The following is a 20,828-nucleotide window of genomic DNA, read 5'->3' as shown; positions in this document are numbered from 1 at the left end:
TGGGCGCCTCATAGAATCCAGACATACTTGCCGTCTTAACCGACCGAGAAGCCTTATGCCCCGGCGCTTATTCAAACGCTACATGCCAGACCCGACCAGCATCAGGGAACACAAATCCTTACGCTTTCTCGGCACTCTGCTGCATGACCCTAACCTCTGGCACCTCAATCGCCACTCCGTAGCCCGGGCGATGGCGGTTGGCCTGTTCGCCGCGTTCCTGCCGATCCCGTTGCAGATGCTGGTGGCCGCCATACTCGCGATCATCGTGCGCGGCAATATGCCGATTGCCGTCAGCCTAGTCTGGCTGACCAACCCGATCACCATGCCAGCGGTGTTCTACTGCACTTACCAGGCCGGCGCCTGGTTGTTGGACGTTCCTCCCCGCCAGCTGCCGGATGCGTTGACCTGGGAGTGGATCAGCGGCGAGTTATCAACCTTGTGGCAGCCGTTTTTGCTGGGTTCGGTGGTGACGGGACTGACCCTCGGGGCGCTCGCCTATTGCCTGGTGATGATGTATTGGCGCTGGTGGGTGGCGCGGCAATGGAAACGGCGCAAGAAAAGTCGAATGTGAGAAAGCAAAACGGCCTCCTGAGTGGAGGCCGTTTTTTTATCGCATCTGGATCGACAGCTTATTGGCTTGGCGCCACTCAGGTACGCATCCCGCGGCCGCTGACCAGCAATCGCGCGCAACCGATGTACAGCACGACGGTCGCCACCAGCATGAAGGTAATCGCAATGCTGATGCGGATATCCGACACGCCGAGGATGCCGTAGCGGAACGCATTGACCATGTGCAGCACCGGGTTGGCCAGGGACACGGTCTGCCAGAACGGCGGCAGCAACGAGATCGAGTAGAACACCCCGCCCAGATAGGTCAGCGGCGTCAGCACGAAGGTCGGAATGATCGATATGTCATCGAAGTTGCGCGCAAACACCGCATTGATGAAGCCCAGCAGCGAGAAGATCGTCGCCGTCAGCACCACCACCAGAACGGTCACACCCAGGTGATGCACCTGCAAATCAGTGAAGAACAGCGACAGCAGCGTCACGATGACGCCAACCATCAGCCCGCGCAGTACACCGCCCAGGGTAAAGCCAATCAGAATGGTGTGGGGCGAGACCGGCGACACCATCAGTTCTTCAATGGAACGCTGAAACTTGCTGCCGAAGAAACTCGACACCACGTTGCCGTAGGAGTTGGTGATCACCGACATCATGATCAGCCCCGGCACGATGTACTCCATGTAGGTAAAACCACCCATGTCGCCGATCTGCCGGCCGATCAGGTTACCGAAGATCACGAAGTACAGAACCATGGTGATCGCCGGCGGCAGCAGGGTCTGCGGCCAGATCCGGGTAAAACGCCGGACCTCACGGTAAACGATGGTGTTCAGGGCAACGAGGTTGGGCTGCAGCTCGGAACTCATACCGCCACCTTCGACAGATTTTTCTCCACCAGGGACACGAACAACTCCTCGAGGCGATTGGTTTTGTTACGCAGGCTCAGCACTTCGATGTTCAGCTGTGCGAGTTGAGTGAACAACGCAGTGATACCCATGCTCTTGTCGACCTGGACCTCCAGGGTGTGGTCGTCGAGCAACCGTGACGGATAGCCGATCAGCTGCGGTGGCACGCTCAGACTGTTCTTCAAGTCCAGCAGGAAGGTTTCGACGTGCAATTGGCCGAGCAACTGCTTCATGCTGGTGTTTTCGACGATGGTGCCGTGGTCGATGATGCCGATGTTGCGGCACAACTGCTCAGCCTCTTCCAGATAGTGCGTGGTGAGGATGATGGTGATGCCCTTTTTGTTCAGCTCGGTGAGAAAGGTCCACATCGAGCGACGCAGTTCGATGTCCACGCCGGCGGTCGGTTCGTCGAGGATCAACAGGCGTGGCTCGTGGACCAGCGCACGGGCAATCATCAGTCGGCGCTTCATGCCGCCGGACAGTGAACGCGACGGCACATCGCGCTTGTCCCACAGACCGAGCTGGGTCAGATACTGCTCGGCGCGTTCCTTGGCGATTTTCGCTGGAATGCCGTAGTAACCGGCCTGGGTCACGACGATGTCGAAGGTCTTTTCAAACTGGTTGAAGTTGAACTCCTGGGGTACCACGCCGATGGAGCGCTTGAGCCCCGCCGGATCCTTGTCCAGGTCGTGACCGAAGATATTCACCGTACCGCTGGTCTTGTTCACCAGGGTGGAGAGAATGCCGATGGTCGTGGATTTGCCGGCGCCATTGGGGCCGAGCAAGGCGAAAAAGTCACCTTCAGCGACATCCAGATCGATACCACTCAAGGCCTGGAAACCGTTGCCGTAGGTTTTGGTTAGCTGCCGGATGGACAGAGCGGAACTCATATCGGATTTACGCACCAAGAAGGGAAGAGAGGAATAAATAGGGGCGGGCGGCGGACAACTCAACCACGACGCACCGGCACAATGGTGCTTGTCGCCGCCACACAAGTACAGTCAAGTGTGTCGATAGTGAGTATTAAGTCAACGCGGTCATCACCGCCCGTTGATAAGCCGGACGCTGTTTCAGCCGTGCGTACCAGGCCTCCAGATGAGGCATGGGCGCACGCTCGATCGGCATTTCGAACCAGGCATAAATGAAACTGCCCAAGGGAATGTCGCCCATGCCGATCTCATCGCCGGACAGGTAAGGCCGTGTTGCCAGTGCCTGATCGGCCATCGTCAGCAGTGCTTCGCACTCCTTGATTGCCGCCTTGATGGCGGACCAGTCCTGCTGGTCTGCCGGGGTGCGCAAGACGCCCCAGAACACCGTGCGGAACGGTCCGGCAAAACTGGAAGTGGCCCAGTCCATCCACTTGTCGGCCGTTGCGCGGGCTTGCAGGTCGGCCGGATACCAGGCGCTGCCCGCGGCGTGACGGGCCATCAGGTAACGGACGATGGCATTGGATTCCCACAACACGAAGCCATCATCTTCAATCACCGGGACGCGGCCGTTGGGGTTCATCGCGCGGTACTCAGGGGTGTCAACGACACCAAAGGCACCGCCGGCATCGATGGCTTCATAGGCCAGGCCCAGCTCTTCGGCGGCCCACAACGGCTTTCTGACATTCGATGAATTTTTCCGACCCCAGATCTTCAGCATGACCGCCTCTCAATGGATGAATGCGCAGGCAGCATACGCCGGATCAGGCGCGACTCAAATCGCTCTGCATGTCCCCCAGCAACGCTGGAAGTTGCTCGTCGAACAAGTGCGGATAACACTTTTCAAGGTGGGCGAAGAAAAACGTTTCGGGCACGTCGGCGAACTGACCGTGGTCAATCAGATACTCCATCAATTTCTCGCCATCGCGATTGAATGGGTGGAAAACACTGTCGTTGATTCCGTCGAATTCCAGCGGCGCGACATTGAACAGCTCACACAGACCCTGGTTGAAGGCCGGGGTGGCTTTGACCCAGCGACCACTCAGGTAAAACTCGGTATAGCCATGCATGGCAAACACGTCGCTCTTGAGCAATTCGAGCAGACGCGGCGTCGATAAATGATTGCGTACGTCCGCCAGGCCGATCCGCGCAGGAATCCCGCAGTGCCGCGCACACCCGGCCAACAGCGTGGCTTTGGGCACGCAATAACTCTCACCGGTGGCCAGTGCATGACTGCCGCGCAAGGTCTGGGGATTACGGCTAAACGTGTAAGGGTTGTAACGCACGGCTTCACGGACGGCGTAATAGAGGTTGATCGCCTGCTCGAGTGGGTTGCGACTGTTGCCACGATGTTTTTCGGCGAACTCCACCACCGAGGGATGGTCACTATCGATGAAGCGGCCGGGACTCAGATACTCGTGCATGAGGGCAATCTCCAGGGGAAGCCCCGAGTCTAGCGAGCGATCAAGCACAAAGATAACGACGTTTCGGCCAAACATGGACGCTATGTCGCTCGTTCAATGAACGATTTTTCACGACCTGTCGTTCATCAGGCCTACAAAATCATCCATGGTTTCCCCACGTTTTCAATCACAACGCTGTGCCCCCCTGTTTTGCGGATGCCGTCTAAGCTCTGAGGGTTGGCTCGCCCTGGTTTCACGGAGGATTAAATATGCTGCTGTTGTGGATACTGGTTTTGATTGTCGGGATAGCTTATCTGGCCCACCGTCGCATTTCGCCGCTGCCTGCACTGGGCATCGTGGCCGTCTATCTGGTGGCAATGGGTGCTTTGAGCCGTGCACCAGGCTGGCTGTTGCTGATTTTCTGGGTGTTGCTCGCGGTCGTAGCGGCCCCCTTGTTGCTGCCCGAGCTGCGTCGCAAATCCTTCAGTGCGCCCCTGTTCAAATGGTTCCAGAAAACCCTGCCGCCCATGTCTCAAACCGAGCGCGAAGCCATCGAGGCCGGTACGGTGTGGTGGGATGGCGAATTGTTCAGTGGCCGCCCGGACTGGAACAAACTGCTGGCCTATCCCAAAGCGCAGTTGAGCGAAGAAGAACAGGCCTTTATTGACGGCCCGACCAATGAACTCTGTGCCATGGTCAGTGACTGGGAGCTCGGTCAGACCCTGGATCTGCCGGCCGAAGCCTGGGCCTTCATCAAGGAAAACGGCTTCTTCGCCCTGATCATTCCCAAGGAATTTGGCGGCAAGGGATTCTCGGCCCATGCCCACTCCCAAGTGGCGATGAAACTGGCCTCCCACAGCGGCGACCTCGCTTCCACCGTGATGGTCCCCAACTCCCTCGGCCCGGCCGAACTGTTGCTGCATTACGGCACCGACGAACAACGCAATCATTACTTGCCACGCCTGGCGCGCGGCGAAGAAATCCCCTGTTTTGCCCTGACCGGTCCCCTGGCCGGCTCCGACGCGGGCGGCATGCCCGATACCGGGGTGATCTGCAAAGGCGAATGGGAAGGCAAGGAAACCCTCGGCCTGCGCCTGAATTGGGAAAAGCGCTATATCACACTGGGCCCGGTGGCCACCCTGCTCGGCCTGGCGTTCAAGGCCTACGACCCCGACCATTTATTGGGTGACAAGGAAGACCTGGGCATCAGCCTGGCGCTGATACCGACGGATACCGCCGGTGTGGAAATCGGCCGCCGTCACCTGCCGCTCGGCGCGGCGTTCATGAATGGCCCGAACTCAGGCAAGGATGTATTCGTGCCGCTGGAATACCTCATCGGTGGCCAGGAAATGCTCGGCAAGGGCTGGATGATGCTGATGAATTGCCTGTCGGTCGGGCGCTCGATCTCCCTGCCAGCGGTCGGTACCGGCATGGCCAAGTTCACCAGTCTTGTGACCGGCCAATACGCGCGGATTCGCGAGCAGTTCAACGTTCCGATTGCCGCCTTCGAAGGTATCCAGGAAGCCATGGGGCGCATCGCCGGCAACGCCTGGATGATGGACGCGGCGCGAATGCTGACGACCAATGCAGTGGATTTGGGCGAAAAACCGTCCGTGCTGTCGGCCATTCTCAAATATCACCTCACCGAACGCGGTCGCGAGTGCATCACCCACGCCATGGATGTTCATGGCGGCAAGGCCATCATCATGGGGCCAAGGAATTATCTCGGTCGGATCTGGAATGGCGCGCCGATCTGCATCACCGTGGAAGGGGCGAACATTCTGTCGCGCAACCTGATGATCTTCGGCCAGGGCGCGATTCGCTGCCATCCGTTCGTCCTCAAGGAAATGGCGCTCGCCAGCCGCGAAGACAAGGATCAGGCACTGATCGAATTCGACGGCCTGCTGCTCAAGCACATCGGTTTTGCCGTGAGCAACGCAGCCAGCACCCTGGTGTTGAACCTCGGTTTCGGGCATCTGGAACACATGCCCGGCGACAAGCTCAGCCAAGGTTATTTCCGCGCGCTCAACCGACAGGCCGCTGCGTTCGCGCTGCTGGCCGACCTCAGCATGATGTTGCTGGGCGGTGAACTGAAACGACGCGAACGCCTCTCGGCACGACTGGGTGACGTGCTCAGCAACCTGTACCTGGCCAGTGCCGCGCTCAAGCGTTACAGCGACCTCGACTCACCGGAACACATGACGCCGCTGTTGACCTGGGCCATGGAGGAAAGCCTGGGGCAGGCCGAACGGGCCATGGATGAATTGCTGAATAACTTCCCGAACAAGGTGCTGGGCTGCCTGCTGCGGGTAATCGTGTTCCCGTTCGGCCGCCGTCACAAAGGGCCATCGGACAAACTCGGTGCCGAAGTGGCAGCGGTGATCGGCCGTGCCAAAGGCGATCCGGCCCTGGAAGAGTTGCTCCTGGGTTGCTACCGCCCGCAATCGGCCGACGACCCGGTCGGCGCATTGCAGCACGCCAGCGATCTGTTGAGCGCGGCGCAACCTCTTCAAAAGAAACTGCACACGGCGCTCAAGAGCGGCCAGGTCAAACCGGTCGCCGGGGAACATATCATCGATACGGCACTCGAGGCTGGCGTGTTGCAACCCGTGGAGGCTCACACCCTGCGTGAAGCCGAAGCGGCGCGACGCAAGGTGATTGATGTCGATGATTTCGACAAGGACGAGCTGGCGCTGGCCGCAGGGAAGGTCCGCTGATCCCGCACCCCCTCTCTACCCAGTGAAAAAAGGGCGCAGGGGCTTTATACTCCCGCGCCCGTTTTGCTCTTGAGGACTTATCTCGTGTCCAACATCGTTGCCGATCATCTCGTTTTGCTCGACCACTTGCGCAGCATCCTGGTCGCCGTAGGTGAGGCCGACCAGGTTCCCGAAGAAAGCCATGCCTTGTTCCTGGAGCGCTTCGACGAATTGCGTGCGTTGCTGCCGGTCGACCCGATCGAAAGCCAATACCTGGGCCAGGACATTCTGTGTCAGGTGATCACCCGCTACCCGCAAATCGCCCACCTGGTCCCGCGCGACTTGCTGTGGTACTTCGCCGGCGATTGCCTGCATTACATGCCCGACGATGAAATCGACCTGTACCAGGCCCTGGAAGAACGTCGTTTCGAAGCCGAACAGAACGACGAACCTTTCGACTGGAACCAGGAAAAACAGCTGCTGGCGTTGTCGAATGAAGACAGCAAGCACTGATCCGCGATCAGCCATACAAAGGCCCGCCTGTTCAACCATGCGGGCCTTTTTAATGCGTTAAAACAAGCCGTCACTCTCAGGCAATTCATACTCCGAAACCGCCGTAGCCAGCTTGCCCGGCTTACCGGGTTTGCCCAACGTCGGCTCTTTCTCCATGCACTCCACCAGGTAATCGATCAACACCCGTAGCTTGGGAGGCAGGTAGCGAGTGGGCGAATGCAGCAACCAGGCGCCGCCGTGGTAGGACGCCAGAAAAGTCCAGTCCGGCAGCACCTGCACCATTAAGCCCTTCTCCAAGGCACGGCGCGCCGTAAAGTACGGCAGGCTGCCAATACCGATGTGCTGCAAAACGGCGCCAAAACGGACACCCGTGTGGTTGGCGGCGTATCGCCCGCGCACACCCACGGTGACTGATTTGCTGCCTTTCTTGAACTTCCAGCGCGCATCGCTCGGGGTTTCACCCAGGTAGATGCAGCTGTGGTTGAGCAAATCATGGGGATGAGTTGGCGTTCCGTGTTCAGCCAGATACTGCGGCGTCGCACAAAGCAAATGGTCAATCGTCAGTAACTGCCGCCCCACCAGACCCGCAGGGGGCCGATCGGTGATGCGAATCGCCAGGTCGACGTGATCGTCGATCAAATCCACCTGACGATCCTCAAGCAACAACTCAACATCCACTTTGGGATAGCGGCGCAGAAACTCCGGTATATGCGGGTGAATCACGATACGGCCCACCGCTTTCGGCACACTGAGACGCACCACGCCCTCAGGCTCATCCGTAAACTGACCACTGATTTCCATCACTGAACGAGCGGCATTGACCATCTCCCGGCAACGCTTGAACACCTCTTCGCCACCGTCACTCAAACGCAATTTGCGCGTGGTGCGTTGTAGCAAGCGAGTGGCCAGCGCCTTCTCCAGGCGCGAAATGCTACGGCTCACCGCCGAAGGTGAAGTGCCCAATTGCCGGGCCGCCTCGGAGAAGCTGCCGGTCTCGACGACCTTGACGAAAATCGCCATTTCACCGAGCAACGGCAGCGGAAGATTTATGCTCAAAACGCAACAGTCCTTTGATATTTGAACGGATTATCACGCAATTCGAGGCTTCATATAATAAAAAGTGGAAACATTTATACGAGCATTGAATATGACGCTTCGCCTTTTTTTCCATAGGGATGACCTCAAGGCCAATGTGGAAGTCCTGGAATGCACGCCCCACGAGAACGAATTCGCCGTGGTGCTGCGCGCAACGCTGTTTCACCCTCAGGGTGGCGGGCAGCCCTGCGACACCGGATGGATAGGCGAAAGCCAGGTACTGCGCGTGGTTCAGGATCCCGACCGGATCATTCACTTTGTCGACCAACCGATTACACCTGGCATGGCTCCGATCCAGGTGGACGAGCAACGTCGTCAGTTCAATACGCGCATGCATACCGCCGGCCACCTGATCGGCCACTTTGTTCAGGCCATGGGCTGGATGCCGACCAAGGCCCATCATTGGCCAGGCGAAGGACGTGTGCAGTTCAAACCCGCAGAGTCGGCAAAAGACGTTGATGCCCCCATGGTTCAGCACGGCATCGAACAATGGATCGCCCGCGATCTGCCGCGCCTGACATCGCTACGCGAAGGCGCACGGGAGATCGGTTTCGGTGAACTGCCCGCCTATGGCTGCGGCGGCACCCACGTACGCAGCCTGAAGGATCTGGGCACAGTCACAATCGCATCCCTTTCACAGAAGAAAGGGATTCTGTCGGTTCACTACCACGTGGACTGACGCCGGGGCGCCTGTATTCGCAGGCCTCGTTGATTCTCTGATAGATGGACCTAAGACATGATGTTTGACGTCGAGCGTCTCGATGAGGCGTGCATAAAAAAACTGGCCAACGAAGAAGTCCTCGCCATCCGCGTCAAAGGCTGGATACCCCGGCCGCTGGCCATCCAGATCGGTGAAAAGATTCTCGCACCAGGCTTTGAAGGCTATATCAACGCACCGAGCATCGGACGCATCGGCATGGCGTTCTATGAAGCGGAAAACCGGCCGCAGTTGATCGAGGATTACTTTGAGCGGGCCACCCGCAACATCGCAGAGTTGCGCAACCGTTGCGCGCCCTATGCCTGCCCGGTCGACACGCTGCGTTGCATGCTCGACGAATCATGGCCAGCCGGCGCGCACCTGGAAAGCCTCTACGGCCGCAAGATGTACGTTGGCCTGTCGCGGGTGGTGAAACCAGACGTGTGCTTTCTGGCCCACCACGACATTTTCGCCAAGGACGCCCCCGACAGCTTTCAGGCCAGAAGCCTGGCAGCGCAGTTCGCCTGCAATATTTACCTGAGCATGCCCACTGCGGGTGGCGCGCTGCAGATATGGAACCACGATGTTTCCCCGGAGCGGTTCGACGAAATGCGCGGCGACAGCTATGGCATCGACCCTGCTCTTCTGGGCACGCCAACCCTGGAAATTCGCCCCGAGCCCGGGGATTTCATCATGTTCAACTCACGACGCATGCATTCAGTAACACCGGGCGTGGCGGATCCGCGTTTGAGCCTTTCATTCTTTGTCGGCTACCGCGGCAATGCTTCCCCCCTGACCTTTTGGAGTTGAAATGTATTCGAACTACCTGAGCGAGTTTCTGGCGCTGGCGATGATCCACTTTCTGGCGGTGGTCGCTCCCGGCCCTGACTTCGCCGTGACGATTCGCCAGAGTGTGCGTTTCGGCCGGATGATCGGGATTTGCACGGCATTGGGGATCGGCGCGGGAATTTCAGTACACGTGCTGTACACCTTGTTGGGCGTCGGCGCGCTGATGCACACCACTCCCTGGCTGTTGACGGTGGCCAAGGTCGTGGGCGGCGCCTACATTCTGTACCTCGGTGTCAGCCTGTTGCGCAGCAAACCGAAAACCGTGGCGGAGGGCAATAACGACGCCAACGAACCGTTCGTCGAGCAAACGATGCTGAAAGCCTTCACCACCGGTTTTCTGACCAACGCCTCAAACCCCAAAGCCACTCTGTTTTTCCTGGCGATTTTTACCACCCTCATCAGCGCCACGACCCCACTGAAGATTCAGGCGCTGTACGGAGTCTGGATGTGTTTCGTAAACGCATTGTGGTTTGTCATCGTTGCACTGTTCTTTTCCAGTGCACGGGTGCGATTGTTGTTCATGCGCATGGGACACTGGTTTGAACGCACCATGGGGGTGGTCCTGATCCTGTTTGCCGGCAGGCTGATTCTGTCGATGTAAAATCCCGACCACGTAAAAGGCCCGCTCAGTCAGACTGGCGGGCCTTTTTTCTATCTCGCAGATAAATCACGCACAAACAAAAACGCCGCTCAATGAGCGGCGTTTTCGTTAAATATGGAGCGGGAAACGAGACTCGAACTCGCGACCCCGACCTTGGCAAGGTCGTGCTCTACCAACTGAGCTATTCCCGCAAATGGCGTCCCCTAGGGGACTCGAACCCCTGTTACCGCCGTGAAAGGGCGGTGTCCTAGGCCACTAGACGAAGGGGACACGCTACCCGGAACACATGGTGTGTGTTTCGGTGCCCAGATCCGCATCCGAAGACTTGGTTCTGGTTTCACTCAGCCCTGCCCGAAAGCAACGCTGTTTAAAATTGGAGCGGGAAACGAGACTCGAACTCGCGACCCCGACCTTGGCAAGGTCGTGCTCTACCAACTGAGCTATTCCCGCATTGGCGTCCCCTAGGGGACTCGAACCCCTGTTACCGCCGTGAAAGGGCGGTGTCCTAGGCCACTAGACGAAGGGGACACGCTACAACATTCACTCCCTGCTTCGTTTCGCGGTGTGCTTTACGCTGCAAGTGGCGCGCATTCTATGGATGGATTGGAAGGTCGTCAACCCCCTGATATAAATTTATTTAAATCAATGACTTCGCCCTGCTTTTCGGCACCAATCCGGATTTTCCGCCGCCCGGTGTTTGGCGCCTATATTCTGACACTCGCCAAGACGTTATAGTCAATGGCATGAATGATGGCAATTTGCTCAGGAGGTGCCAGTATTCATATAAGCAGGGTCAGACCGATACAGGTTGAGCCACGCCGATCCAACTCGTCGAGCGGCCCTAGGCGCTTAAATGCCAAGCCACTAAACTCGGACGCGAACCCTATTAAGAGGTCTTACCGGTGACACCACTCATGATCACCCTGTTCGTAGTAGCAGGGATCGCACTATTGATCGCCATTGGCTACATCAACCATGTGGTGGAAAACAACAAGGTGGAAAGGGCCCGTACCAAGATTGAACTCAATGATCGCCTGCGTCGTTGCGGCGAGATTACCGAGACCTTCCCCGGCCAGTTTATGACACCAGCGCTCAAGCTGCTGTTGACTCGCCTGGAAATGAACGTCTGCCAGCGCCTGCTGAATCTGGAAAAAACCAGTTCCAATCTCAAGGTACGGATTGCCGAGCTGGAGGTACTGATGGCCTTGGGCGAAGGGATACCAGTGAACAACCCGCCGGCACCGATCCTGACCGAAGCCAAGGCTAAGGACGTGCGTTTCCTGCTCGAAGCCCTGCACGGCCAGATCACCCGCGCGACGCAGGATGGCTTCCTGCCGCCCACTGAGGCCAAGCGCTGGATCCGCGAGGTGCGCCACATTCTGGTGTTGCTGCACATTGAATTCTTCAACAACCTCGGTCAGCACTCCCTGCAACAGAACCAGCCTGGCCAGGCGCGCCTGGCATTCGAACGCGGCGTGCAATACCTGCGCAAACAGCAGGAACCACAGGTCTATGCCGAACAACTGGAATACCTGGAAAAACTCCTGGCCCGCGCCAACGACCAGGTCATGGACCGCATCGCGCCGGTAGAAGGCGAAGTGAACCAATTGACCGAAGGCCTCAAAGACGTCGAGGCGGATGCGGACTGGAAGAAAAAAGTGATTTACGACTGATCACCGAGCAATCGCAAAAAAGCCACCGTGACAGGTGGCTTTTTTTTGGTTCGCAATCCTGGGGAACATGCAGGACGCAATACCGGAGCTGGCTTGCCAGCGATGACATCAAGTGCGCCGCGCTTAACCTGTTCATACGCGTAATCGTTAACGACCATCGCGGCGATGCGGCGACCCGACAAGCCAGCGCCTACAGGAAAACGCGTATACCCGCCAAACAGTACAGCGCAACCCCGCGCAGACGTGACCGCTGGGAGTTGGTCAGGCCACCCTCAGAGCCTGAAATGCCCCACCATCCCCTTCAGCTCAACCCCCAGCTGCGCCAGCTCGATACTGGACGCCGCATTCCCCTGCATCGCCAACGAAGACTGATCCGCACTGGCACGAATACTCGTGACACTGCGGTTGATCTCCTCGGCCACGGAACTCTGCTCCTCGGCAGCGGCGGCGATCTGCTGGTTCATCTGCTGAATCAAGGACACCGCCGTGGCAATGCTGCCGAGCGCACTCTCGGTCTGCAGCGCATCGCTCACCGCCAGCTTCACCAGCTCGCCACTGCTCTGAATCTGTTGCACCGATGCCTGTGCTGCCGTGCGTAAAGCGCTGACCAGCCGTTCTATCTCTTCGGTCGATTGTTGGGTGCGCTTGGCCAGCGCCCGCACTTCATCGGCCACCACCGCAAACCCCCTGCCCTGCTCCCCGGCTCGCGCCGCCTCGATGGCAGCGTTGAGCGCCAGCAGGTTGGTCTGCTCGGCCACACTCTTGATGACACTGAGCACAGTGCCGATGTTCTGGATTTCCGCACTCAGGCTTTCGATGCTGGAACTGGCCGAGGTGGCCGAGTCCGCCAATTGCTCGATCCGCGCCATGCTCTGGCGCACCACCTGTTGCCCACTTTCAACCTTGCCGTCCGCCGTTTGCGCGGCTTGCGCAGCCTCCTCCGCGTTGCGTGCGACGTCGTGCACGGTAGCGGTCATCTGATTCATGGCCGTGGCGACCTGCTCGGTTTCTTCCTTTTGGCTGCTGACTTCGAGGTTGGTCTGCTCAGTCACGGCGGACAGTGATTGCGCTGACGTTGCCAGTTGCTCGATCCCGGCCTGCAAGCCGCTGACGATATGGCTCAGCCCTGCCCCCATCTGCTGCATGGCCTGCATCAATTGACCGATCTCGTCGCGGCGAGTCACCTCGACCGTGGCGCTCAAATCCCCCGAGGCGATCTGCTGCGCCACACGAATCACACTGCGCAGCGGGCCCACGATCAAGCGGGTAATCACCCAGGCCGCCACCAGCCCGACCAGCAACGCCAGTGCCGAGGAACCGATGATCAGCAGCGAGTTCTTTTTCAGTTCGGTCTGCATGGACCGATCTTCGGCCGCATAGGCCTAGTCCACTCGCTCCACCACTTGGTCAGCCCGTTGATGCAGCTGCTGGTAGACGGTCTTTTCCTGCTCCAGCAGTCCGGTGTACTCAGCGAGCTTGTCACTGAAACTGGCGATGTGACCGGTCACTTCATTGAGCACGGTACGGTAGCCGTCATCCTTGACCGTGGTTTTAAGCTGCTCGGCCTGGGTCAGTGCTTGACTGGCCTGTTCGATCTTGCCCTGCCCCGCGCTGTCGTCACCCTTGCGGCTCTGGTCCAGACGCACACGGGCTTCATTCATGGCTTGCAGCATCAAGCGCGACACCTGGCTGACTTGATTGGCTTGTTCGATGAACTGCGCACCGTCCTTGCCTTCGGAGTCCTTCAAGGTATAGGCGCCGTCATCGGCGAGACCGGACTGCAGCACATCAAGATTGTTGGCCACGCTGGACACCGACCAACTGGCCATTTCCAGCGCCAGGTCCTTGGCCTGACTGAGCGAAACGAACTCGTCGAAAGCCTTGCGGTAAGCCCCCAGGGACTGCTCGACGTCCGTCATGACCGGCACATTGGCCGCCGACTGCGCCTTGAGCTGGGTGGCCAGGGCGATCAGCCCATCGACCCCTTCGTGCAAGGCATCGGCGGTTTTCGGATTACCGCGCAAGGCGTATTCCTGCTCCAGCAGTCGCACCTTCAACAAACCGCTGTTGAGCAATGACATTTGCTTGAGCCCGTCGAAACGATGACTAATGGTTTGCAGGGACCAGACGCCGATACCCGCAACCAGGGCGGTCAACAACAGCACCAGCACAAACCCGATACCCAGTTTTTTTGCCATCCCGAGGTTGGCAAAACGTCCTTGCACGGCCGAAATCATTGCACTTAGTCCCCTGCCAGAATCAATAGACGCAGATTCGCAACGGGCCTGTAGCAACACAAGTCTCTGGCGTCGGAATAATGGCAAAAAGCTACGCCCACGTCGTTTTCAGAACGCTTGAGGTCGATCCGGAGCGGTGGACTGAAAAAAAGCGCGGGCTTGCGGATCACAGGCAAAGGCCACATTGATGCGTTGCCAGTCATTGGCCGCACCGCTGGGGCTGAAGGCCGTCTTCGATGAGAGCAAGACACCAAAGCGCTGCGCCTGGGTCCGCACATGAGCGTAGTCGGACATCCGTGATCGCGCCCAGATGAACAGGCCACCGACGGGCTTGCCGAACACCTCCCAGTCAGCGTCTTCGAGCAACTGTAACGCCGCCAGCCCGACACCATTCAAGCGCTGGCGCTGGCGTTGCACCAATTTACGGTATGCGCCGTTGGCCAACAGACAGGCCAGCACCGATTCACCAAACAGCGACGCTCCCATGCTGCTGATCATCTTGACCTGCGCCAGTCGCGCAATCGCCTCGGCACCCGCCACCACAAAGCCGACCCGCAGAGAACTGCTGAGGGTCTTGGAGTAACTGCCGACGTAGATCACACCGTCATCCAGCGCAGCCAGCCGAACACCGGGGCCACAGTGCAGGTCCGCATAGACATCATCCTCGATGACCAGCACGCCATGCTTGTTCGCCAACTGCAGCACTTGCAGCGCCACTTTTGGCGCCAGGCTGCTGCCCGTCGGGTTGTGGCAGAAACTATTGATGAACACTCCACGCGGCTGATGCTTGAGCAACAGCGTCTCCAGCACTGTGGCGTCCGGACCACAGGGGGTTCGCGGCATTTCGAGCAAGTTCACCCCGTGCAGCCTGAGCAAATCGAACAGCAAGGGATAACCGGGACTTTCCACCACTGCACAATCGCCCGGCTTGAAGAAGGTTCGCACGATCAGGTCCAAGCCCTGACTGGCACCCGCGGTGGTCAGGATTCGACTGTCGTCCACCTTGATATCCAGTTTGTTCAGGCGCTTGAGGATCTGTTGGCGCAGGAATGGCAAGCCCAGCGGCGTGCTGTAGTTGAACAACCCGGCCATGTCGGTACGACTGACCTCGCGGATTGCGTAACTCAGGTCGTCCGTCTCGCGCCAGCTTTCGGGCAGTCCACCGCAACCCAGTTTCAACGCGCTCAATAACGAGCCTTGATTGATTTGTGTCCCTTCGAACCGCGATGTGTCCTGCTGCCCCTGACCGGCCGACTGCGCAGCGGCGACGAAAAAAACGCTGCCATGACGCGATACCAGTACACCTTGCGCCACCAGACGTTCACAGGCCTCCATGACACTTGATTGACTGAGCAGATTGATTCGCGCGATTTGCCGCACCGAAGGCAAACGTATACCCGGCGGCACACCGTTACAACGCAGCCAACAGGTCAGCGCATCGACAATTTGCTGCACAATCGGCACCAAAGCCTGTCGATCGATTCTCAACTCCATGAGCAAGCAAACTCCTGTTCGTTTTGCAGGAGCAGTTAATCACAGGAGCGCGCGATGGAATGTGCGACAACGCCGCCAAAATCCTCGGTTCTAACGATTTGAAACATATCGCCCGGCCTTTGGCGGAACCTGAGGCCAATGAAAAACCGGTGGGCAAACTCGCTCGCAATCAGGATGCGCCAGGCAGCACAAATGTCGACTGACACTTCCTGGTCGCGAGCAGGCTCGCTTCCACCGGTTCGGAGTGGTGTGTTGAAAAAAATCCGGCCTTAAAAAGCCGTGACGCCGCCATCCACGGCCAACGAGTGCCCGGTGGTGAACGCCGCGCCGTCGCTGCACAGGTACAACACCGCACTGGCGATTTCCTCGACCTTGCCAATGCGACCGACCGGGTGCATGGCATTGGCGAACTCGCCTTTCTTTGGATCGGCCTCATAAGCGCGACGGAACATGTCGGTGTCGATCACCGCCGGGCACACCGCGTTGACCCGGATCTTTTTCTTGGCGTATTCAATGGCCGCCGATTTGGTCAGGCCGATCACCGCGTGTTTCGATGCCGCGTAGATGCTCATCTTAGGCGCCGCCCCGAGGCCCGCCACCGAGGCAGTGTTGACGATCGCACCGCCCCCCTGGGCCAGCAGCAACGGCAACTGGTATTTCATGCACAGCCAGACGCCTTTGACATTGACGCCCATGATCGCGTCGAACTCGTCGATCGTGCCTTCTGCCAGTTTGCCCTTCTCGATCTCGATACCGGCATTGTTGAAGGCATAGTCGAGACGGCCGTAGGTATTCACGACCTCATCCATCAGGTTTTTCACATCGCTTTCCACGGTGACGTTGCAGCGCACGAACGTCGCTTCGCCGCCCGCCGTACGAATGAGCGCCACGGTGCCCTCGCCCCCCGCCGTGTCCATATCGGCCACCACCACCTTCAAGCCTTCGGCGGCGAATGCCTGGGCGGTCGCGCGGCCGATACCATTGGCCGCGCCCGTGACGACGGCGACCTTGCCGGAAAAGGTCATGCTCATTGTTATGTCCTCGAAGAGAGAGATGTGCGGGAGATCGTGTTTGCCCAGTCTAGCCATAGCGGCCCCGGGCACGGCAGCACTATCAAGAGGCCGGTTGCCAGACCATGAGTTGCAGTGATGGAACTGCCGTACCAACTATCACTGCACTGGATCGGCCTGCATTCGCCGCATCAGCCGAACTTGCGGCAATGGTCATGTGGGGCTATCAACAAGGCTTCATTCATCTTGAGTGCCTGTCATGACTACCCAGACCAATCGCCAGTTCCTGCTCGCCAAACGCCCCGTAGGCGCGGCAACCCGCGAGACGTTCACCTATCAGGAAGTACCGGTCGGCGAGCCGGCTGCGGGTCAGATCCTGGTCAAAAACGAATACCTGTCCCTCGACCCGGCCATGCGTGGCTGGATGAACGAAGGCAAGTCCTACATCCCGCCGGTGGGCCTGGGTGAAGTCATGCGCGCCCTGGGCGTGGGCAAGGTCATCGCCTCGAACAATCCCGGATTTGCGGTTGGGGACTACGTCAACGGTGCGCTGGGTGTGCAGGATTACTTCCTCGGCGAACCGCGCGGTTTCTACAAGGTCGATCCGAAACTGGCACCGCTGCCGCGTTACCTGTCCGCCCTGGGCATGACCGGCATGACCGCTTACTTCGCCCTGCTCGACGTCGGCGCCCCGAAGGCCGGTGACACCGTGGTGTTGTCAGGCGCGGCTGGCGCGGTGGGCAGCATTGCCGGGCAAATCGCCAAGATCAAAGGTTGCCGGGTGGTCGGCATCGCCGGCGGTGCGGATAAATGCCAGTTCCTGATCGATGAACTGGGATTCGACGGCGCTATCGACTACAAGAACGAAGACGTCATCGCCGGGCTCAAACGCGAATGCCCGAAAGGCGTCGACGTGTATTTCGATAACGTCGGTGGCGACATTCTCGACGCGGTGCTGAGCCGCTTGAACCTGAAGGCGCGGGTGGTGATCTGCGGCGCCATCAGCCAGTACAACAACAAGGAAGCGGTCAAAGGCCCGGCGAACTACCTGTCGCTGCTGGTCAATCGCGCGCGCATGGAAGGCTTTGTGGTGATGGACTACGCCGCACAGTTCGCCGCCGCCGGACAGGAAATGGCCGGCTGGATGGCCAAGGGGCAGCTCAAGAGCAAGGAAGACATCGTCGAAGGACTGGAAACGTTCCCGGAGACGCTGATGAAGTTGTTCAGCGGGGAGAATTTCGGGAAATTGGTGCTGAAGGTTTAACCCAGCGCTTGAAATGAGCTCAAAACAACGGTGGGAGCGAGCTTGCTCGCTCCCACAGCTTCAGCGGTATTAGGCGAGTTCGGCCACAACCGAAGCCAACGCCTTCGCCGGATCAGCCGCCTGGCTGATCGGACGGCCGATCACCAGGTAGTCGGAACCGGCATCCAATGCCTGGCGCGGGGTCAGGATGCGGCGCTGATCGTCCTGGGAACTGCCCGCCGGGCGAATGCCCGGTGTCACCAGCTTCAACGACGGATGTGCCGACTTCAGGGCTTGGGCCTCCAGCGCCGAGCACACCAGACCGTCCATCCCGGCTTTTTCCGCCAGCGCGGCCAGGCGCAGGACCTGCTCCTGCGGCTCGATATCCAGGCCGATACCCGCCAGATCCTCACGTTCCATGCTGGTCAGCACGGTCACGCCGATCAACAGCGGTTGCGGGCCACTGCGCTTGTCCAGCACTTCACGGCAGGCCGCCATCATGCGCAGGCCACCGGAGCAATGCACGTTGACCATCCACACGCCCATCTCCGCAGCGGCCTTGACGGCCATGGCGGTGGTGTTGGGAATATCGTGGAACTTGAGGTCCAGGAACACGTCGAAACCCTTGTCGCGCAGGGTGCCGACGATTTCCGATGCACAGCTGGTGAACAGCTCTTTACCGACTTTGACCCGGCACAGTTTCGGGTCCAACTGATCGGCCAGCTTCAGTGCGGCGTCACGGGTAGGGAAATCCAGGGCGACGATGATAGGAGTCTGGCAGGCGGACATGAGTGGGCTCTCAGGCAAGTCGAAATCGGCGCGCATTGTAGCGGAAGCAGCGCCACTGCGGGACCCGATGATCGGTAAATCGTCGAGAACGCTCACGCAATCCTAGCCGCTGGCCCAATTGTGTCGAGCCCGGTACATACACGACACGTCCACAACACCCTTGCCCGCTACCCTCGGCAGCCGCAACACGTCCTTACAGCACTTCCCGCCCCCGGGCCGGACGCCTATGCTGGAGCCACAACCTCGCCGCCTATCTTTGTGGTTGGCAGCCTACACGGCAGATAATCGCACGCATGCACAGCACCCAAGCCCCCTTGAACGACGATCAAAAAGCGCCCGGCGACGACAAACGCTGGAGCATTCGCGCCCTGATCGTCGACGATGACGTCCCGATCCGCGAACTGATGATCGATTACCTGGCCCGGTTCAACATCCATGCCAGCGGCGTCACCGATGGCGCCGCCATGCGCCTGGCGATGCAAGCGGAACATTTTGATGTGGTGGTGCTCGACCTGATGCTGCCCGGCGAAGACGGTCTGTCGCTGTGCCGCTGGCTACGTGCCGAGTCAGACATCCCGATTCTGATGCTCACCGCCCGCTGCGAACCCACCGACCGGATCATCGGCCTGGAACTGGGTGCCGACGACTACATGGCCAAACCGTTCGAACCCCGGGAACTGGTGGCGCGCATCCAGACCATCCTGCGCCGGGTGCGTGACGACCGCACCGAACAACGGGCCAATATCCGTTTCGACAACTGGCGCTTGAACAGCGTGCTGCGCCAATTGATCGCGGCCGATGGCTTGGTCGTTCCGCTGTCCAACGCCGAGTTCCGCCTGTTGTGGGTGTTCATCGAACGCCCGCGCCGGGTCCTGAGCCGTGAACAGCTGCTGGACGCCGCTCGCGGCCGTTCGATCGAAGCCTTCGATCGCAGTATTGACCTGCTGGTGTCGCGACTGCGGCAAAAACTGGGCGACGATCCCAAAGCGCCGCAACTGATCAAGACCGTGCGCGGCGAGGGTTATCTGTTCGACGCCAGAGACATCGGCTGATGCGCGGGCGCTTCGATACGCTATTCGGCCGCCTGTTCGGCGTGCTGTTGGTGGCGATCATCCTGGCGCACCTGCTGGCTTTTGCCTGGTTTCACTACTACAGTCCGCCGCCGCCCCCACCGCCGCCGGCCTTTTCCGAAGATTTCGGCGGACAACGTCCGGCACCAGACCCGCGTTTCGAAAAACGACCACCGCGGCCGTGGTTCGGCGGGCCGTTGGTGCCGCTGACCTTTCAGTTGATCTCGCTGATCGTTGCCGCCTGGTATGGCGCCAAATTGTTGAGCCGCCCCATCCAGCGCCTCAGTGACGCGGCCGAACGCTTGAGCGAGAACCTCGACAGCCCGCCGCTGGAAGAGTCCGGCCCCCTGGAAGCGCGCCAGGCGGCACAGACCTTCAACAAAATGCAGCGGCGCATCATTGAGCAAATGAAACAGCGCTCGCGCATGCTCGGCGCGGTATCCCACGACCTGCGCACCCCGCTGTCACGGCTCAAGCTGCGACTGGAACAGATCGACGACGATAAGTTGCAAGGCCAGATGCGTCAGGACCTGGACGACATGATCAGCATGCTCGACGCCACCCTCACCTACCTGCATGAACAACGCACCAGCGAAGCACCGCAATGGATGGACGTGCAGGCGCTGATTGAGTCCCTGAGCGAAAACGCCCAGGACCAGGGCGCCGACGTCCAGGCCAGCGGTCATTGCGCGCCGCTGCAGGTGCAGCCGATGGCCTTGCGCTCATGCATCAACAACCTGATGGACAACGCCCTGCGTTACGCCGGGCAAGCGCTGATCAGCCTCGAGGACCACCGTGAACAGTTGATCATCCGGGTCATCGACCATGGGCCGGGAATCGCAGCGGAGAAACGCGAAGCGGTGTTCGAACCGTTCTTTCGCCTGGAAGGTTCGCGCAATCGCAATTCCGGCGGCGTGGGCCTGGGCATGACCATCGCCCGCGAGGCCGCGGAACGGATGGGAGGGCAGCTTAGCCTGGAGGAGACCCCGGGCGGCGGCCTGACCGCGGTCATTCGCCTGCCGCGGACTTGAAGATTCGAGCGGCTCCCACTGGGTTCAGTGATCCA

Annotated in this window: 20 protein-coding genes, 4 tRNA genes and 1 pseudogene; 10 read left to right on the top strand and 15 right to left on the bottom strand. The window is 59.4% G+C overall.

All coding sequences use genetic code 11. The features are described 5' to 3' along the window. The first annotated feature begins 55 nt into the window (after positions 1-55). The gene (locus BLV61_RS23650; protein WP_047526941.1) at positions 56-571 is read left to right on the top strand and encodes a DUF2062 domain-containing protein; all 516 of its coding nucleotides are present in this window, start codon (positions 56-58) and stop codon (positions 569-571) included. 76 nt (positions 572-647) lie between these two features. On the opposite strand, the gene BLV61_RS23645 is transcribed toward BLV61_RS23650, so the two are convergent. The 4 genes from BLV61_RS23645 to BLV61_RS23630 all read right to left on the bottom strand — a co-directional run bounded on the left by BLV61_RS23645 (position 648) and on the right by BLV61_RS23630 (position 3,816). After that, positions 648-1,427, bottom strand: coding sequence for an ABC transporter permease (locus BLV61_RS23645; protein ID WP_047526939.1), 780 nt, complete (start codon positions 1,425-1,427; stop codon positions 648-650). Then, positions 1,424-2,356 (bottom strand): ABC transporter ATP-binding protein, encoded by a 933-nt coding sequence (locus BLV61_RS23640; RefSeq protein ID WP_047526937.1) that lies wholly within the window; start codon positions 2,354-2,356, stop codon positions 1,424-1,426. The genes BLV61_RS23645 and BLV61_RS23640 overlap by 4 nt, the downstream gene beginning before the upstream one ends. 133 nt (positions 2,357-2,489) lie before the next feature. After that, the gene (locus BLV61_RS23635; protein ID WP_047526936.1) at positions 2,490-3,113 is read right to left on the bottom strand and encodes a glutathione S-transferase family protein; all 624 of its coding nucleotides are present in this window, start codon (positions 3,111-3,113) and stop codon (positions 2,490-2,492) included. A 43-nt stretch (positions 3,114-3,156) separates the two neighbouring features. Beyond that, entirely contained in the window at positions 3,157-3,816 is a 660-nt protein-coding gene (locus tag BLV61_RS23630; RefSeq protein ID WP_090467751.1) for a transglutaminase-like domain-containing protein, read from the bottom strand. Between the two features lie 248 nt (positions 3,817-4,064). On the opposite strand from BLV61_RS23630, the gene BLV61_RS23625 reads away from it, so the two are divergent. Beyond that, positions 4,065-6,512: an acyl-CoA dehydrogenase gene (locus tag BLV61_RS23625; protein WP_090467749.1), complete on the top strand. Its 2,448-nt coding sequence runs from the start codon at positions 4,065-4,067 to the stop codon at positions 6,510-6,512. 84 nt (positions 6,513-6,596) lie between these two features. After that, the gene (locus BLV61_RS23620; protein WP_047526931.1) at positions 6,597-7,004 is read left to right on the top strand and encodes a PA2817 family protein; all 408 of its coding nucleotides are present in this window, start codon (positions 6,597-6,599) and stop codon (positions 7,002-7,004) included. 57 nt (positions 7,005-7,061) lie between these two features. On the opposite strand, the gene BLV61_RS23615 is transcribed toward BLV61_RS23620, so the two are convergent. Next, positions 7,062-8,060 carry a LysR family transcriptional regulator gene (locus BLV61_RS23615; protein WP_090467748.1) on the bottom strand — a complete coding sequence of 333 codons (999 nt, stop codon included), beginning with the start codon at positions 8,058-8,060 and terminating at the stop codon, positions 7,062-7,064. A 91-nt stretch (positions 8,061-8,151) separates the two neighbouring features. On the opposite strand from BLV61_RS23615, the gene BLV61_RS23610 reads away from it, so the two are divergent. From BLV61_RS23610 to BLV61_RS23600, 3 genes are read left to right on the top strand one after another with little or no spacing between them, the layout of a single operon-like run. After that, on the top strand, positions 8,152-8,778 hold the full coding sequence (locus tag BLV61_RS23610) for an alanyl-tRNA editing protein (RefSeq protein WP_090467747.1): 627 nt from the start codon (positions 8,152-8,154) through the stop codon (positions 8,776-8,778). 57 nt (positions 8,779-8,835) lie between these two features. Further along, entirely contained in the window at positions 8,836-9,606 is a 771-nt protein-coding gene (locus BLV61_RS23605; protein ID WP_090467745.1) for a 2OG-Fe(II) oxygenase, read from the top strand. A 1-nt stretch (position 9,607) separates the two neighbouring features. Beyond that, on the top strand, positions 9,608-10,246 hold the full coding sequence (locus BLV61_RS23600; protein ID WP_090467743.1) for a LysE family translocator: 639 nt from the start codon (positions 9,608-9,610) through the stop codon (positions 10,244-10,246). 115 nt (positions 10,247-10,361) lie between these two features. Here BLV61_RS23600 and BLV61_RS23595 read toward each other — a convergent pair. From BLV61_RS23595 to BLV61_RS23580, 4 genes are all read right to left on the bottom strand, one after another. Next, positions 10,362-10,437: transfer RNA gene (locus tag BLV61_RS23595), tRNA-Gly, on the bottom strand. A gap of 3 nt (positions 10,438-10,440) precedes the next feature. Continuing rightward, positions 10,441-10,516: transfer RNA gene (locus BLV61_RS23590), tRNA-Glu, on the bottom strand. Positions 10,517-10,620: 104 nt separating this feature from the next. Then, a tRNA-Gly gene (locus BLV61_RS23585) sits at positions 10,621-10,696 on the bottom strand. 2 nt (positions 10,697-10,698) lie between these two features. Further along, a tRNA-Glu gene (locus tag BLV61_RS23580) sits at positions 10,699-10,774 on the bottom strand. Positions 10,775-11,160: 386 nt separating this feature from the next. Between BLV61_RS23580 and BLV61_RS23575 the strand changes: the two genes are divergently transcribed. Then, positions 11,161-11,919, top strand: a complete 759-nt coding sequence (locus tag BLV61_RS23575) for a hypothetical protein (RefSeq protein WP_047526918.1) — start codon at positions 11,161-11,163, stop codon at positions 11,917-11,919. A 272-nt stretch (positions 11,920-12,191) separates the two neighbouring features. Here the strand turns inward: BLV61_RS23575 and BLV61_RS32305 are convergent, their stop codons facing one another. From BLV61_RS32305 to BLV61_RS23560, 5 genes and pseudogenes are all read right to left on the bottom strand, one after another. Next, entirely contained in the window at positions 12,192-13,055 is an 864-nt protein-coding gene (locus tag BLV61_RS32305) for a methyl-accepting chemotaxis protein (protein WP_442961742.1), read from the bottom strand. Beyond that, positions 13,053-13,277: pseudogene (locus tag BLV61_RS32300) on the bottom strand (HAMP domain-containing protein); the annotation flags it as partial. The gene BLV61_RS32305 and the pseudogene BLV61_RS32300, both read right to left, overlap by 3 nt. A gap of 24 nt (positions 13,278-13,301) precedes the next feature. Then, positions 13,302-14,156 (bottom strand): methyl-accepting chemotaxis protein, encoded by an 855-nt coding sequence (locus BLV61_RS32295; protein ID WP_482822325.1) that lies wholly within the window; start codon positions 14,154-14,156, stop codon positions 13,302-13,304. A gap of 108 nt (positions 14,157-14,264) precedes the next feature. Beyond that, positions 14,265-15,650, bottom strand: coding sequence for an aminotransferase-like domain-containing protein (locus BLV61_RS23565; protein WP_047526914.1), 1,386 nt, complete (start codon positions 15,648-15,650; stop codon positions 14,265-14,267). 269 nt (positions 15,651-15,919) lie between these two features. Continuing rightward, a complete protein-coding gene (locus BLV61_RS23560) occupies positions 15,920-16,681 on the bottom strand; it encodes an SDR family oxidoreductase (protein ID WP_047526912.1) in 762 nt (253 codons plus the stop codon). Between the two features lie 238 nt (positions 16,682-16,919). On the opposite strand from BLV61_RS23560, the gene BLV61_RS23555 reads away from it, so the two are divergent. Then, positions 16,920-17,924 carry an NADP-dependent oxidoreductase gene (locus BLV61_RS23555; protein ID WP_047526910.1) on the top strand — a complete coding sequence of 335 codons (1,005 nt, stop codon included), beginning with the start codon at positions 16,920-16,922 and terminating at the stop codon, positions 17,922-17,924. A gap of 69 nt (positions 17,925-17,993) precedes the next feature. Here the strand turns inward: BLV61_RS23555 and pyrF are convergent, their stop codons facing one another. After that, positions 17,994-18,692, bottom strand: a complete 699-nt coding sequence (gene pyrF / locus BLV61_RS23550; protein WP_047526908.1) for an orotidine-5'-phosphate decarboxylase — start codon at positions 18,690-18,692, stop codon at positions 17,994-17,996. Between the two features lie 293 nt (positions 18,693-18,985). On the opposite strand from pyrF, the gene BLV61_RS23545 reads away from it, so the two are divergent. Together BLV61_RS23545 and BLV61_RS23540 are read left to right on the top strand one after the other, a co-directional pair. Further along, entirely contained in the window at positions 18,986-19,744 is a 759-nt protein-coding gene (locus BLV61_RS23545; protein WP_047526906.1) for a response regulator, read from the top strand. Then, positions 19,744-20,793 (top strand): sensor histidine kinase, encoded by a 1,050-nt coding sequence (locus tag BLV61_RS23540; RefSeq protein WP_047526904.1) that lies wholly within the window; start codon positions 19,744-19,746, stop codon positions 20,791-20,793. Before BLV61_RS23545 ends, BLV61_RS23540 begins: the two co-directional genes overlap by 1 nt. The last annotated feature ends 35 nt before the right edge of the window (positions 20,794-20,828 follow it).

Origin of the sequence: Pseudomonas mohnii (assembly GCF_900105115.1) — a bacterium.
GTDB lineage: Bacteria > Pseudomonadota > Gammaproteobacteria > Pseudomonadales > Pseudomonadaceae > Aquipseudomonas > Aquipseudomonas mohnii.
This window is presented reverse-complemented; position numbering and strand designations above follow the sequence as displayed.

Excerpts from the sequence above, each read along its gene's own strand:
- BLV61_RS23650 (WP_047526941.1), top strand. The coding sequence starts at position 56 with ATGCCCCGGCGCTTATTCAAACGCTACATGCCAGACCCGACCAGCATC.
- BLV61_RS23645 (WP_047526939.1), bottom strand. The coding sequence starts at position 1,427 with ATGAGTTCCGAGCTGCAGCCCAACCTCGTTGCCCTGAACACCATCGTT.
- BLV61_RS23640 (WP_047526937.1), bottom strand. The coding sequence starts at position 2,356 with ATGAGTTCCGCTCTGTCCATCCGGCAGCTAACCAAAACCTACGGCAAC.
- BLV61_RS23635 (WP_047526936.1), bottom strand. The coding sequence starts at position 3,113 with ATGCTGAAGATCTGGGGTCGGAAAAATTCATCGAATGTCAGAAAGCCG.
- BLV61_RS23630 (WP_090467751.1), bottom strand. The coding sequence starts at position 3,816 with ATGCACGAGTATCTGAGTCCCGGCCGCTTCATCGATAGTGACCATCCC.
- BLV61_RS23625 (WP_090467749.1), top strand. The coding sequence starts at position 4,065 with ATGCTGCTGTTGTGGATACTGGTTTTGATTGTCGGGATAGCTTATCTG.
- BLV61_RS23610 (WP_090467747.1), top strand. The coding sequence starts at position 8,152 with ATGACGCTTCGCCTTTTTTTCCATAGGGATGACCTCAAGGCCAATGTG.
- BLV61_RS23605 (WP_090467745.1), top strand. The coding sequence starts at position 8,836 with ATGATGTTTGACGTCGAGCGTCTCGATGAGGCGTGCATAAAAAAACTG.
- BLV61_RS23600 (WP_090467743.1), top strand. The coding sequence starts at position 9,608 with ATGTATTCGAACTACCTGAGCGAGTTTCTGGCGCTGGCGATGATCCAC.
- BLV61_RS23575 (WP_047526918.1), top strand. The coding sequence starts at position 11,161 with ATGATCACCCTGTTCGTAGTAGCAGGGATCGCACTATTGATCGCCATT.
- BLV61_RS32305 (WP_442961742.1), bottom strand. The coding sequence starts at position 13,055 with ATGGGGGCAGGGCTGAGCCATATCGTCAGCGGCTTGCAGGCCGGGATC.
- BLV61_RS32295 (WP_482822325.1), bottom strand. The coding sequence starts at position 14,156 with ATGATTTCGGCCGTGCAAGGACGTTTTGCCAACCTCGGGATGGCAAAA.
- BLV61_RS23565 (WP_047526914.1), bottom strand. The coding sequence starts at position 15,650 with ATGGAGTTGAGAATCGATCGACAGGCTTTGGTGCCGATTGTGCAGCAA.
- BLV61_RS23560 (WP_047526912.1), bottom strand. The coding sequence starts at position 16,681 with ATGAGCATGACCTTTTCCGGCAAGGTCGCCGTCGTCACGGGCGCGGCC.
- BLV61_RS23555 (WP_047526910.1), top strand. The coding sequence starts at position 16,920 with ATGACTACCCAGACCAATCGCCAGTTCCTGCTCGCCAAACGCCCCGTA.
- pyrF (WP_047526908.1), bottom strand. The coding sequence starts at position 18,692 with ATGTCCGCCTGCCAGACTCCTATCATCGTCGCCCTGGATTTCCCTACC.
- BLV61_RS23545 (WP_047526906.1), top strand. The coding sequence starts at position 18,986 with ATGCACAGCACCCAAGCCCCCTTGAACGACGATCAAAAAGCGCCCGGC.
- BLV61_RS23540 (WP_047526904.1), top strand. The coding sequence starts at position 19,744 with ATGCGCGGGCGCTTCGATACGCTATTCGGCCGCCTGTTCGGCGTGCTG.